Origin of the sequence: Catenovulum sp. SX2 (assembly GCF_052056295.1) — a bacterium.
Classification (GTDB): Bacteria; Pseudomonadota; Gammaproteobacteria; order Enterobacterales; family Alteromonadaceae; genus Catenovulum.
The window spans coordinates 1,228,256-1,242,509 of sequence record NZ_CP182493.1 but is presented as its reverse complement, the minus strand read 5'-3'; the positions used below and the strand labels follow the sequence as shown (position 1 = coordinate 1,242,509).

The 14,254-nt window shown below is 39.7% G+C and carries 11 protein-coding genes and 1 pseudogene; 9 read left to right on the top strand and 3 right to left on the bottom strand.

What is annotated here, in order from left to right; translation table 11 throughout:
• The first annotated feature begins 48 nt into the window (after nt 1-48).
• The 8 genes from ACMZOO_RS05175 to ACMZOO_RS05140 all read left to right on the top strand — a co-directional run bounded on the left by ACMZOO_RS05175 (nt 49) and on the right by ACMZOO_RS05140 (nt 9,775).
• Nucleotides 49-1,554, top strand: a complete 1,506-nt coding sequence (locus ACMZOO_RS05175) for a tryptophan halogenase family protein (protein WP_440905692.1) — start codon at nt 49-51, stop codon at nt 1,552-1,554.
• A 146-nt stretch (nt 1,555-1,700) separates the two neighbouring features.
• Entirely contained in the window at nt 1,701-3,794 is a 2,094-nt protein-coding gene (locus ACMZOO_RS05170; protein ID WP_440905691.1) for a cellulase family glycosylhydrolase, read from the top strand.
• 100 nt (nt 3,795-3,894) lie between these two features.
• Complete coding sequence (locus ACMZOO_RS05165; RefSeq protein ID WP_440905690.1) at nt 3,895-4,608, top strand: DUF6445 family protein; 714 nt, start codon at nt 3,895-3,897, stop codon at nt 4,606-4,608.
• 17 nt (nt 4,609-4,625) lie between these two features.
• On the top strand, nt 4,626-4,898 hold the full coding sequence (locus tag ACMZOO_RS05160) for a hypothetical protein (RefSeq protein ID WP_440905689.1): 273 nt from the start codon (nt 4,626-4,628) through the stop codon (nt 4,896-4,898).
• 40 nt (nt 4,899-4,938) lie between these two features.
• The gene (locus ACMZOO_RS05155) at nt 4,939-5,394 is read left to right on the top strand and encodes a hypothetical protein (protein ID WP_440905688.1); all 456 of its coding nucleotides are present in this window, start codon (nt 4,939-4,941) and stop codon (nt 5,392-5,394) included.
• A 165-nt stretch (nt 5,395-5,559) separates the two neighbouring features.
• Nucleotides 5,560-5,988 (top strand): hypothetical protein, encoded by a 429-nt coding sequence (locus ACMZOO_RS05150; RefSeq protein WP_440905687.1) that lies wholly within the window; start codon nt 5,560-5,562, stop codon nt 5,986-5,988.
• Between the two features lie 26 nt (nt 5,989-6,014).
• Nucleotides 6,015-9,008, top strand: coding sequence for a P-loop NTPase fold protein (locus tag ACMZOO_RS05145; RefSeq protein ID WP_440905686.1), 2,994 nt, complete (start codon nt 6,015-6,017; stop codon nt 9,006-9,008).
• Between the two features lie 149 nt (nt 9,009-9,157).
• On the top strand, nt 9,158-9,775 hold the full coding sequence (locus ACMZOO_RS05140) for a hypothetical protein (protein ID WP_440905685.1): 618 nt from the start codon (nt 9,158-9,160) through the stop codon (nt 9,773-9,775).
• A 163-nt stretch (nt 9,776-9,938) separates the two neighbouring features.
• Here ACMZOO_RS05140 and ACMZOO_RS05135 read toward each other — a convergent pair.
• Both ACMZOO_RS05135 and ACMZOO_RS05130 read right to left on the bottom strand, forming a co-directional pair.
• Nucleotides 9,939-10,037, bottom strand: a pseudogene (locus ACMZOO_RS05135) (type II toxin-antitoxin system RelE family toxin); the annotation flags it as partial.
• On the bottom strand, nt 10,027-10,275 hold the full coding sequence (locus ACMZOO_RS05130) for a type II toxin-antitoxin system Phd/YefM family antitoxin (RefSeq protein WP_440905684.1): 249 nt from the start codon (nt 10,273-10,275) through the stop codon (nt 10,027-10,029). The pseudogene ACMZOO_RS05135 and the gene ACMZOO_RS05130, both read right to left, overlap by 11 nt.
• A 269-nt stretch (nt 10,276-10,544) precedes the next feature.
• Here ACMZOO_RS05130 and ACMZOO_RS05125 point away from each other — a divergent pair, with 269 nt between their 5' ends.
• Nucleotides 10,545-10,784: a type II toxin-antitoxin system Phd/YefM family antitoxin gene (locus tag ACMZOO_RS05125; protein ID WP_440905683.1), complete on the top strand. Its 240-nt coding sequence runs from the start codon at nt 10,545-10,547 to the stop codon at nt 10,782-10,784.
• Between the two features lie 144 nt (nt 10,785-10,928).
• Here ACMZOO_RS05125 and ACMZOO_RS05120 read toward each other — a convergent pair whose 3' ends face one another.
• Nucleotides 10,929-14,006, bottom strand: a complete 3,078-nt coding sequence (locus ACMZOO_RS05120; RefSeq protein WP_440905682.1) for a TonB-dependent receptor — start codon at nt 14,004-14,006, stop codon at nt 10,929-10,931.
• Nucleotides 14,007-14,254 lie beyond the last annotated feature (248 nt).

Here is a 14,254-nt window from a genome sequence, read left to right as displayed (position 1 = left end):
CGCCCGTGGTCTAGTGGCGCGCTATTTTTCCAAATAGTAGAGGCTAATATGAGTATTCAAAGCATTAAAAATATTACTATTTTAGGTGGTGGCACAGCAGGTTGGATGGCTGCCGCAGCCCTTGCTAAAGTTCTACCTACTAGTAAATACACTATCAGTTTAATTGAAGCGCAAGATATTGCACCAGTTGGCGTTGGTGAAGCGACCATTCCACAAATTTTGTTGTTTAATAAATTGCTAGAAATTAATGAAGATGATTTTATCCGAGCAACAAAAGCCACGTTTAAACTCGGTATTCAATTTGAGAATTGGCGACAACTCGGTGATAAATATATTCACGCTTTTGGTGACGTTGGTAAAGATTTTGAAGGTGTGCCTTTTTACCACTATTGGTTGAAACTCAAACAGCTTAACCAAGCTGAGGATATCGACCAATATTGTTTAGCTTCATTAGCTTGTCACGAAAAACGCTTTATGCGCTCGGTAGACGCAGGCAACTCCCCATTATCTAACATTGCCTATTCTTATCATTTTGACGCAGGTTTATACGGACAGTATTTAAAAAAGTATGCGCTCCAGCGAGGCGTAAAACACATTGTTGGCAAAGTTGAACAAGTTCAGCAGTTAGACAATGGTTACATTAGTGGACTGATGCTGAATACAGGGCAGTTTTGCAATGGAGACTTTTTTATAGATTGTTCAGGATTTAAAGGTGAATTAATTAGTCGTACCCTCAACGTCGGTTATCAAGATTGGAGCCATTGGTTGCCTTGTGATAGTGCCATTACATGCCAATCAGAACTAGTTGGTGAGCCTGTGCCTTATACGCGTTCAATTGCTAAATCGGCTGGTTGGCAATGGCAAATACCTTTGCAACATCGGCTTGGCAATGGTTATGTATTTGCGAGTAAATATTTATACGAGACAGAGGCTGAACATAGCTTATTAGCTGGGCTATCTGGTAAGCAGTTAACTGATACTCGTTTGATTAAATTTAAAACTGGTAAAAGAGCAAAAGCATGGGATAAAAATTGTTTAGCCTTAGGTTTAGCCAGTGGTTTTATTGAGCCGTTAGAATCAACCAGTATTCACCTTATTCAGTCAACCTTAGCAAAATTGTTTAGTTTCTTTCCGGATAACGGTTTTGCCCAAGCCGATATAGATGAATTTAATCGCCAAATTGATTTTGAAATGGAAAAAATCCGCGACTTTATCATTTTGCATTACCACGTAACTGAGCGTGCCGACAGCCCATTTTGGTTGTATTGCAAAACTATGGATATACCAGAAACGCTCCAACAAAAAATTGCACAATTTAAACAAAATGGTCGTATTAGCCGCTTTAATCAAGAGATGTTTAACGAACTCAGTTGGTTTGAAGTGATGTACGGGCAAGGTTTGCGCCCAAAAGGCTACCATGCTTTAGTTGATAGACTAGCGCCTGAATTTATTCAAAATCGTTTCGAGCAAATTCAAAAGGTTATTCGCACTTCTGTTGATTGTATGCCGTCGCACCAAAGCTACATTGACGATATTTTAAAAGGTTCGAATTAGCGTTTTTGGGTTCGAACATGCTATTCGAACGTTCTAATTTAGGTTTGGGCTGGTATTAGCACGCTAAATTGCAACCCCCTTGTTAATTTTATGTTGCGTTTAAACACACGGAAAACGCATCACACAAATTAACCAATGGGGGTTTTATGCGACCAACGCACAACAAGGCAAGACAGCTGTTAAAAAAACTGATTTGTACTACGGCACTAACATTTTTATTAACTGGTAGCTTGCACGCAAATTTTGTTAGAACAAACGGCACTAAACTAATAGACGAACATGGTAACCCACTGTACTTAAGCGGTATCAATTTAGGTAACTGGCTAGTGTGGGAAGGTTACTTGATGATGGGCGACTTTAATTACCGTACCCACACGCAGTTTTTTAACGAGTTATCGTCAGCATTTGGCAGTGCTGACAAAGCGGCAAACTTTGAATACCAATGGCGGTTAAATTACGTCGACGAACAAGCAATTGCTGATTTAAAAGCACTTGGTTTTAACTCGGTTCGTGTCCCTTTTAACTACAACTTATTTTGGTGGAATGGCCAACTGCGCGACAACGGTTTTGAATATTTTGACCGTGTTATTGATTGGTGCCGTACTCATGGCATGTACGTATTATTAGATATGCACGGTGCACCGGGTTATCAAAATCCAGGTGATCATGCCGATAATGTCAATTCGAATGCCAGTCAACCAAGAGACTCTGTTACTTTTTGGGATGGTAACAATGTGCAAATAGCCGCAACGATTTGGCGTCATATTGCCAATCGCTACAAAGACGAACCTGTAGTTTGGGGTTACGATTTAATTAACGAACCAGTACCACAAGCCGGTCGTGAATATGAGTTATTGCCATCGTTGGTAACTATGCGTAACGCAATTCGTGAAGTAGATAATAACCATATTATTGTAGCTGAAGGAAGCTGGTGGAGTTCTGATTTAAGCAAAATAGATTGGACCAATCCAGATACACAAGCCAATACCGGCATTAACTATAAGTGGGATGATAAATTAGTCTATCAAATCCACCATTATGGCCCTGCGGCTGATACTTATGGTCGTGAAAATATCACCAACAACTTAAATATCCCATTAATCATAGGTGAGTATGGTGAGTCGGATAATGGCAATATTGCGGCTATTACCAGTTGGGCTAAACAAAATTTAGCGGGTTATTTCCCATGGTCGTTCAAAAAAATGTCGCACGATCGTACCTTGTGGACTATTCCGACCAATGCTGACTATGAACAAGTAAAAGCTTATATCAATAACGGCGGTACACCACCCACTCATTTATATGATGCAATGATCAGCTTTGCGCAAAACAACAGTCGTAATGGCCACAGCAGTCACCAATGGCACCAAGGTTTTTATGATGCAGTAAAGCCAGATCCTCAAGCGGCAGGTTGCAGCGGTAGTGCTAGCCATACGGCATCAGGTAAAACTCAAGCTGAGCATTATTGTGATATGAATGGTATTGAACACGAAGCAACATCTGATACAGATGGTGGTGAAAATTTAGGTTGGATTGACGCAGGTGACTGGGTGGAGTTTCAAGTAAATTTTAACCAAACTGCGCAATATCAATTAGACTTTCGAGTAGCTAGCCCAAACGGCGGTGGCCGCATTGAAATGTTATTAAACAATAATTGGGTTGCTGCGGTTGATGTAGGTGCAACCGGTGGTTGGCAAAATTGGCAAACGGTTTCTACCTCTGCTTATATCGAGCAAGGCACTTACCGTATGCGTTTAAACTTTACTAGTGCTGGTTTTAACTTTAACTGGTTTGAATTTAGCGCTAATTCAAACGCAACATCGCCTTTGCAAGCAGGCCAGTATTACATTGTTAATCAAGCAAGTGGCAAGGTATTAGATGTAGCAGGTGTATCTACCGCCAATGGAGGCAATATTCATACTTGGGATTATTTTGGCGCTGCTAATCAACAATGGCAGTTAAACCAAGTAGCGGATAACTTGTTTGAATTGGTTAGTTTAAATAGCAACTTGTGTATGGATGTAGATTCAGGCAGTCAAAATGCGCAGCAATGGCAATGTTTTGGCAGCCAAAATCAACGCTTTTACATAGAGCCGTTAACCGATGGTTTGTATCACATTCGTTCGCAAGCTAGCTCGCAAGTATTACAAGCAGCCAGTGCAAACAATGGCGCGAATGTACAAGCGGCTAATCAGCAAAACGCCAGTTTACAAAAGTGGTACTTTAACTCGGTAAATTAGTATTTAATTGCGTTTAACTTTTGAATTATCAAATAGAGGGGTTACCCTCTATTTGTGTTTTTAGTACGTGTTTAGCAAATAATAGTAGCAAAGAGTATTTATGTTAGAGCAGTCAACACAGTATCAACTCAATCCACAAGCTAAATGGCATTTAATGCGTATTGGCCACGAAAAAACACCGGTTATTTTAGTCGATAACTTTTTAGCCGATGTAGCGCACATACAAACAATTGCCGCACAAGCTAACTTTATTCAAGAGCAACAAACCTATTACCCAGGCGTACGCGCCGCATTGCCAGATGACTACGTGGCGTTTGTTTTGTCACAGTTAAAACCAGTGATTTGTAAATATTACGCAATTGAGCAAAACCAGCCTGTTAAATCAGACAGCTGTTATTTCTCGCTGGTGGCTAAACCTAGCCAGCAGCTAACACCAGAACAATGCATACCGCACTTTGATGCACTGAACCTCAAGCAATTTGCCATTATGCATTATCTTAATTCTGGCGATTATTCGGGCACTGGTTTCTTCCGGCACAAACCAACAGGCTATGAAAATATCCACCAACAAAACATTCAACATTATCGAGCTGTACAGCAAGACCAAGCCGTCGCATGGGGCAGGGCAGAGAAACAATACATTAATAGCAGTACAGACGAATACGAGCTACTCGGCTCAATTGCCTACAAAACAAACCGGCTAGTGGTTTACCCCGGAACTTTGTTACACTCAGGTTTAATTGACGAAACAAAAGATTTATCGACAGACCCAAAAAGTGGTCGATTGACTGCGAATATATTTGCGGCTTTTTAAACAACCTGGAGTATTAGATGGGTATTTGGATTGTAGGTTTATGCTTTTGGTTTGTATTCGTATGCTGGCAGTCGATAATTACCAAGAAAGTCGCATATTATTTGCCTGTAGAAAATGATATGCGTATTCAACCTGATAGAGCAGAAGCCAGTAAAGCGCTCAACGAGCTTTCGGAATTGTCGATATTTGTACACGACAGGGATAAGCAGTTGTATCGTATTGCTACTTGGTTAACTAGACTTTCAGCTTTATACACTGTTTTTGCTATTGGTTATTGGAAGTTCGAATAACCAAATTAAGCCCAAAGATGAAAACAAAACAACAACAAATATGAAATATCAATGCCCCAACTGTGATAAAACCATATTCAACCGCCGGATCAACTCTTGCGAATTTTGCGGTGAGGTTTTGCCTGCTGAACTGCTGTTAAGTGATGAAGATAAAAAGAAATTGAATAGAGAATACCTTCAAGGGCAGGCCGACAATGCCAAACAGGAAATTGATCCCATTGACTCGCCTGACTTATTTAGTCCTAAATTTGATTTTATGGAGTTAGGTGACACAACTTTTATCGGTATGCCTAGACCTTCAAGAAAATGTATTAAATGCCACTTAACCATTCCAAATGATGTGGCTGATTGCCCCACTTGTTTTGGAAAAACTGCTGAAGCTGTGCCGAAAGTGAGGAATCAGTTTTATGCAAATTTATCGGCACATGTAACTCTCGGGAAATGGTTTTGGCTGATGGTTGTGGTTTTGGTAATAGTGCTGCTGTTGTTGTATTGAATAGGAGTTAGGACGTAACTCTAGTTTGGTCCGCATTGGTGTGGCTACTAGTACAATAATATCAGTGGTAATAGATTAGTTTATTTGCTAAAAATAAATGACTTCGTACCGACTATCAAATATTACCCTATATAAGCTATATACCTGAATGTTCAAGGAATAAATTTGAAAACTATTATGCTAAGCATTAAAAATCTCATCCTAGTTATTGGCGTTGTTGGAAGCTTCTTCTCAATAGCTACATATTTTGTCGCAACACAGACATTTGCTCTTAATTCAAATGCTGAGAACAGTCCAAATATTGCCTCTAGTGCCCCAGTTACAGTTAACTATGCGTCAAATAAGAACTCTAAGGACTGGTTTAGTGAATATGAAAAGTACAAGCCAAATATAACTAAACAACAATATGAGCTAATTGCAGAGGGCATGACATACAGAGAAGTTGTAAAGATATTAGGGATTGAAGGTGTTGAACAAGGAAGCTCCGCGGGGCACAAGCATTATGCTTGGGGTACTGCTCCTTTCTTTTATTTACACATGAGTTTTAAGCCTGATGGTCGGCTGCAATGGAAAGCCAATAGTGGGTTGTTTTAACTCAATAGCGCTTAGGGATCGTTGTTATGTCTATTACCGTTAAACGCTGGATTGATCTGATAGCATTGAGCTTATGTTCTTCTACTATTGTTTTCTTTATCTTTAGCCAAACGAGTATTGCGTCAAATATATTTAGCTTTGTTTTCGAAAACAGTCGAATGTTGGTCAGCGCCGCAACAGTACTATGTTTTTTTATTGGTTGTGCGATTTATTCTTGGCTAGAGCAGTTAGGAGTTGTGAATCACAAGCGACTTTTCGAAATGGAAAAATGGGTAATTTACCCTAGCTCCTTGTTTACTATTACTTTTGGCTATGGTCTGTTCCTGTTAATGATATACGGCGGTTATGGATTAGTTTTCGAACCTTTGGCATGGGTTCCACTTAATTCCGTTGTTACAGGATATATAGGATCTTTGGCTTATAAAAAGCGTAAATTAATTGAAACTCGATTTTCGTTGTGCTTATTTGGCGTGTCTGGCTGTATTTTTGTCTCTTTGCTATTGTCTTCTAGCATCCTTTCATTTGATAACTATTTTGTGTCGATAGCTGAATCTTTGGTTGTGTTCGTCTTTTTGCTTAATCCAATATTGTATGTGCTATTGCTAACAATAGGTCGAAAACCTTGCGAAAATAAGCTTGCACCCCATGGAATTAGCAGGCCAATTGAAGATTGGTCTGACGACGAGGTTGTCGATTGGTTAAAGCGAAATGAACCGGAAACTAAGGCTGAGCAGCTATTATTTGACTACTCTATATATGTTGAAAAAATTGTCAGCATAGTTGAAAAACCAAGCCAAGAGAACAGTAGCAAAGCTCCTTGTTTTAAAAAGAACATAGCCCTTTTGGGAGAGTTTGGTTCTGGTAAGTCAAGTATTGTAAATGCAGTACAATCTACTTTGGCAAACAAATCTTCTACGAAATGGTTGTTTGTAACAATTGATACTTGGGGAAGGGACGAAAAAAGTATCGATACTCAAATATTTAACAAAATTTTAAGCCGATTAGCTGAAGCATTTGATATCCTCTCTTTAAACGATTTGCCGCAAGCTTACCATTCAGCAATGAACGCTAAAGGTGGCTGGTTTTCTGTTATTAACCACTTGCTGATTAGTGGTAGTAGAGACTTTTCACAAGAATTAAAAAAGATAAATCAAATTTTAGCGGCCTGTAACAAAAAGCTTTTAATCACAGTAGAAGACGCTGATCGAGCTGTGAAATCAGATCTCTTATGTGCAGATATTGTTGCACTAGTTGATAAGCTAAGGCCATACGAAAATATTCAATTTATCGTAGCGCTTGGATATCAAAACCATTTTTCTGATGCCATTAGGCGAGCTTGTGATTTTCGCGAAGATATTATTACGCCTGATTTAACAAAAGCCTTTTTGGCAGTTTACAAAGTGTTGGTGAAGAGACTAGGAGAACATGTTAATGATAAAGGATGGCCGGCTAGTTTTTTGTATAAAACTCAATATGACAATTTAAGCTCGGTACAAAAGAGGTTACCTTCATCAAAAAATGCTGATTTAGAAATTTTGTGTCGGTGTTTGAAAACACCAAGGGCGTTTAAGGCGGCTTTGCGTGCCGCAAATGAGTTGTGGCAAGTGCCACACGAAAAAGCCGGGAGCCAAATTGGTTTATTAGGTGAAGTCAATTTGTTTGATTTGTTGACTGTATTGGTTTTGAAAGAACAAGCCCCAGTAGTGTTAGATTTCATCCATGCAGAAAAATATATGCTGACAGGCGATATTTCGGGAAAACCTAAAGAAGAGCTTAATGCCATAAGTGAGCATAACAAGAATTCGTTGCTCAGCCTATTGCCTGAAAAGGGTCAACTTAACGCAAAAATTGACGAAAATAACAACGTGATATTTAATCTTTTTTCAGGAGAAGGCGCGGCAAACTTAAGCGTAGTCGAGCTAGTTGGAATCCTTTTTCCAAAGTGGAAGGGACAGCAAGAATTTAAGTTTATGCCGCAGTCAATTGGAAGTGCTGCTGGAGGATTCAAATATTTAAATCGGCTCTTAAAAGGCGGGGTACCAGCGGGTGAAATTGGCCGTGACGGGGATATTTTTTCTAAAATGTGGGCATTCAAATGTGAACCGCAAGAGAATAGACCTTACGTTGAATCTTTGCTAACCAATCACGAATATTACCTAATTTTCAAAGATTTTCATCTTTCAACTTTTCAAGAAGCTGATACTCAAAATATTAGAAAGCAAGATTTTGTAATGGACACTTCAATCTACAAATCTTTGCTTGACACTGCTACAGACGTAGTAATTGATAGGTATAATGACTATGTTGCTGCTAAAGACGGTGATCAAAAAGCCGCGTTAAATTATATGTGTGGTAGCGGTTCCTTGTATGGTTCGGAAAATCCATACACTTTGTTTATTGCAGTTGTTGGCGAAATAAATAGGGTAGTGTCGTTCTCTGATGGGAGAGCTTCCAAAAATTCTATTGGAGCGTATGACTTTGTTGCAATCGTCATCACGCGATTAATTGACGTTGACCAGTTTTTATTCAATAGGGTTGTTGAAAGTTTAGCCAGTTATTGGCCGACTTCGACTTCTCAAGATCTTTTTGAATTGGCCTGTAGTAAGCTGAATGATGCAGCAAGTGCCGATGCTAAAGATGTGTATGAAACGATTTATATTATTGCTTCTATGCATATTAGGGTTAGTAACGGCTCAAATACTTTATTGGATTTACTTCCTATCTTGATACAGTTTACCAGTAAGCTATGGGATGTCGTAATAGCGTATTTTGTATATCGCATGTTTCATGACAAGGTAGATCGAAATGTAAGGTATGCAGATTTTATAGATAAGAATAGAAACATATTTAACGAAGACAATTTGCATTGTTTACACTCTATTTTTAGTAGAGTTTCTGAGAGTGCTGTAGAGCAAATATTTGGCTCTGGAACAATTGCGAGTGGGAGCTGGGAGGCGTTAGTGGACACTATTGGACCGCAGTATAAAGAGTTAAGTGGTAATCAAATTGATGTGTCTTAAAATCAATAGTGTATTGAGGTTTAGCTTGTAGGTCATGATAGCTGGCAACTTAATGTTTCTTTTGAACAAATTACGGTTTAGACTGATTTTATTTGTCAAAGCTGAGACTGTCGTTTTTCTGCAGTCTAGTTATGTGTTTAGGTATCTAGGTGAGTAACGGTTCAAATTTAAATAAACTCATTAAAACTAAGATTGCTCTTGCTGACCAAGAGTGTGAATCTGAAACTCGGAAAGTGATTTCTGGATTTTACTCCGAGATCAAAATAGAAAATGGACGCCTCCGGTTACCTGACTTCCAAAAAGCGGCAAATGCTATGGGCTGTATTATTTATAATAAAGAAAAGCGGTTTAACTCAGAACTAGGACGAATTCTAAATGTTTCGGGTGGTTTTAGTAGTCAGCAAGAACTAGAGCTTTCTCAAATACATATGCGAGAATATTTTGAAGAATCGCGATACCTAAATAGATATGAAAAATTTCTTGAAAGTGTTGACTTAAAAGTAAAAGGCTATGGGTTGAAATTTGAACGTGAACGTTATCGAACTGATCTCCCGTCAGCCCTTTATAAAGTTCTCGTTAAAAACTCTATTCGAAGAGCTATTTCTTCTGTGAATTCGGAGCTGGAAATTTTTCTAAATTCGAAGGTAAGTAGTAACAATAGCGCATCACTTGATGCAATTGATGTTATTGAATTAAAGCCAAATTTCATGGGGATTGGTCTAAATTTGAATGCAATATATCGTAAGTTTATGCGTAAGAAAACATAAGATATAAGGATATGTGTCGTGAAGCTGAAACATATCTAGGTGTTAAACAAGCCTGGAGAGAAGACGTTTGGTGTTGAGAGTGGGTTAGTTCTGATCGACCTTTCTTATATCGTAAATATCAGCGCCATTGCATATGGCTGAGCGGTTTTGCATTATTTTTTTACCGCGTAATGAACTTTTTCTTAAATTGTTGTTGCAGCGTAGCGCCAAGCTTTTTCCACTCTTTAAGTGCGCTCTTTTTGAAGTCGAGCTTATAGGTCATCAATATTTACCGATATGCTCTCTTCCGATTCTCGCTCTTTGGCAATTGCCAGTAGCTCTAAATCTTCCAACCTGTCTATCATTAATTCGTAAGCTTGCGCTGGTATGCAGTAAAACGCGGGTTCATTGCGGTTAAGCACTGCAACTGGTTCGCCATGGGCGCTGTTGGCCACTTTCATTGGGTTGGCTTTTAATTCAGTAATACTTGCGGCTACATCAGCTAAAATTCTAGAGGTCATTTATTCGATCTCTAATTAGGTCTTGTTGTTGGTTATTCTAGGTTTGATATGGCGAAATAACAAGCAGCATTAGGTTGATAAAATACGAAAAACACCGTAGCTTGGGTTGAATGAAGTAAATCCCAACAATAGGATGAATCACCTCAAAATGTTGGGACTCGCCTTGGCTCGTCCCAACCTACGAATCTGTCAGAAAGTGATCAACCATCTGTACATGCTGTAAATTCGCACTTATATTTGTGCCAAGTACTTTATGTGTTGGGGTTGATATGAAGATTGTATCTTTTACAGAAGCTTGTAATGAATTTGAGGCTGTTTTAGATGGCGTGGTTAACGATGCCGATACAACAGTTATTGCTCGAAGTGATGCTGAACACCTTGTTGTAATGTCTTTGGATTATTACAACAGTCTAATGGAAACTGTCCATTTACTTAGCTCGCCAGCAAACGCGGAGCATTTAAATCGTTCTATTGCTCAATATAGACTGGGTAAACTGTCGCATCGATGACTCATCAATTACAATTATTTCTTGTCGCTATCATTATTAAATTCAAAGTATAAAAAAACACCTTTGCTGCTTGCGCAACAAAGGTGTTTGGGTTTGTTGATTATCAAATCAAACAAAGTGACAGGGATTATACAAAGTTACAATTTAAAAGGTGTAGCGGGCGCCTACATTGTACCTTGGTGCCATCTGACGGATATCCAATAGCATGCGCTCGTGGCGCCCGTGGTCTCGTGTGTACTCGTCCGTAATATTGATACCCTCCACAAATACTTGTAACTGTTCGGTTACGTCGTAGCTAAAGTTGATATCAACTTGGCCAAATGCTTCGGTATATCTGGGGTTGTTACGGCCATCAGTGTTGGCACTAGCCAAGAAAGTATCACGCCAGTTGTAGGCAATACGCAGCGACATTTTATCGTTTTCGTAGAAACCTACTAGGTTAGCAGAATCACCAAAACCATCGATTGCAAATTGTGATGCTAAGTTGGAGTTATCAAAAGTTACGTCACCTTCGGTAATGGTTGCATTGGCGCTAATACCAAAGCCTGTGTCACCAAAGACGTGTTGCACGGCTAATTCGTAGCCATACAAGTAAGCTTCTCTATCAGAATTCGATGGGATTGAAATTCTAAAGTCGACTAATGGGTCGGCTAATTCACCTGATTCAATCGGTACTATAGTAATAAACCCTTTATCATCAACTGTTACGCCTTCACTATAGTTGTCTGCAATATATTGGCGTATAAGTAAGTTTGAAGTAAATCCTGCATCAAGCGCTGCTTGAACTCGCGGGCCCGCACCTGGGTTGCGTAAACCAAAAGCAGATTCAATCTTAGAGCTTGTGCCTATGTAGTTTTTAACATCTTTACGGAAGAAACCTACAGCTGCATAACTTGCTTCGTCGTAATACCACTCGACTGCTAAGTCAAAATTGGTAGACTCTAGAGGTAATAACGATGGGTTACCTTGGCCGCCTGAACCTTCAACTCTGGTGAGTTGTGAGCCTAAAGTTTTGCCACCTTGCATATCGCCGTATGATGGGCGCGCTATGGTTTTACCGTATGATGCTCTAACTTTCACATCGTCCATTGGCTCGATAGCAAAATCTATACTCGGCAACCAGTTATCATAGTTACCTGATTCTGAGGTAAAGGTTGAAATCGCAAGCCCTGATTCTGGATCTATGGCCGGCAGTAATGCAATTTCATTTTCACTTGCCCACTCTACACCTGAATATGCAGGCACTTTAGCTTTTGCAAAGGTATCTGTTGTTTCGTAGCGTACACCCATCAATACATTTGCTGGCATATCCATTACATCAAATACTAAGTTTGCTTGTACATATGCTGCTTGTGACTCTTCAATTGTCGTTCGGTCGGTCGTGAAGTTTTCACCACCACAAAAACGCGGGCCACATGGCCATTCGTTTATATCGTCGGTTGAGAAGTTAGTTGCAACAAAGTCAGCAACGGTTTCAAAATCCCAATCAATATAATGTGGCGCTAAATCTGGGTCAGCATGGCCTGGTATTTTGTCGTACGCATCACCTAAAGATTTTTTAGTAAACCAATCGTCATCAAAGTCACTTGGTTCACCAACACCACCCCAGCTATTGCGAGTTGCGCTTGCGTATCTTTGTTGGTTTTCAACTGTGGTGTCGTTGATACCAAAGTCGATGCTTTCAACAATGCCGTCATCAAAAACAAATTTACCTTTAACTTGTAATTGTTCTATATCTGAACGCTCGTAGTTAGTCCCAAAGTTACTACCCGCAGCTAAAATGTCCTCTGGTTCAAAACCGTCGACGCCGTCAGGATAATCAAAATTCATTACTGGCATATCTTGGGTAAAGTCTGTGGTTTGGCGAATTCGCTGCTGCGAAATCATCGCCAATGTGCCCCATGAACCAAATATACTGTTAGGTTCGTGTTTAGCCGAAGAGTCGTGGTAATCAAGTTCTAACGCTAAGTTTTGGTTTACTTGATATTTTAAGTTTAAGCCGACTGAGCTATTGGTGTTTTTAGTACCAGATTTTGAACGACCGGTATTAATACCTGTACCTTTAATTTCACCCACTTTAGCTTGTTTATAACCATCAGTATCTTGGTATTGCATTGGATAAACTACGCCGTTTTCATCTGGCTCTGACCAAATTAGCGTTGAATGTTTATAGTCGCGCGAGAACCAAGCCGACATATCAGTCAGTTCTCGATCTATGGTTTTTTCTGAATAGGTGTAGTCGAGGCGTGCGGTTAATGCATCAAAGGGTTTGTACTCTAAAACTAGTTGGCCGTTAATACGTTCGCGGTATGCTTCATTTAGCTGGTACACAATATTCTGCGGTACACCATAAATAAGCCCATCTTCTGGTTTATTTAATGTCGCACCTTCTGGCGCTACGTCAGGAAGTGCACCTGATATGGTATTGCCATTAGCGTCTACTTCAGCACCCGGTTCGCCTGCACCAGCGCCTGATCTAAAAGTATGCCAGCCTGCATTTACAGAGGCGTTACTATTACCACTGTGGCGTTCTTGGTATATGCCAACTAAAGCAACACCAAAAGTATCATCGGCAAAAGTATCGCTATAAATACCGGAAATTTCAGGTGTCCATTTGTCGCCTTTTTTAGTTGAATCGTCATTAACTGCTTTTACGCCTAATGAGATTTTTTGCCCTGGGTTTGCGAGTGGGCGAGGGGTAATAATATTAATTGTGCCGCCCAAACCGCCTGTTGGCATAAAAGCTTTACCGGTTTTATATACTTCAACGCCTGTAACACTTTCAGATGCGAGATCAGAAAAGTCGAACGAGCGGGTAGGGGTTGGCATTTGACGGCCATTTAACAAAACTAAGTTTTGTGATGGGCCCATACCTCGAATGGTTACTTGGCTACCTTCACCGTCGCTACGGCTGATAGATACACCGGTAATACGTTGCAAAGATTCGGCTAAGTTGGTATCTGGGAACTTACCAATATCTTCTGCGGAAATTGCGTCTACAACACCAAAGCTATCGCGTTTTACATCCATAGAACGGATTAAACTGCCGCGAATACCTTTTACATTGATAATTTCAACTTCTTGGTCGTTTTGCTCTGCTGCTAATTCTGCTGCCAGTGCTGTGTTTAAGCTGCCAGTTATCCCGGTTACTAATGCAGATGCGCCAAGTATTAGGCTCATCTGTTTAGCTAACTGGGTTGGTCTAAATTTTCTGTTATGCATAATAATTTCACCCTAGTGTGTTCAATTATAGTAAGTAACCTGAACTCGGGATAACAACTTGCTTTCTAGCGGCTATTTTTCCTTATAACTACGTTGAATTCGCTAGTAATAGCCAGCTATTACGTACGCAAATTCGCCTTGTTCTAAGAAAAAATATCACACTAGAACCAAAATAATTCTATTTTATAAATAAATTCGGAGTACTAGCTAACTTGTTACCCCGAGTTCAGGTTAAATTCTTTTTAAAC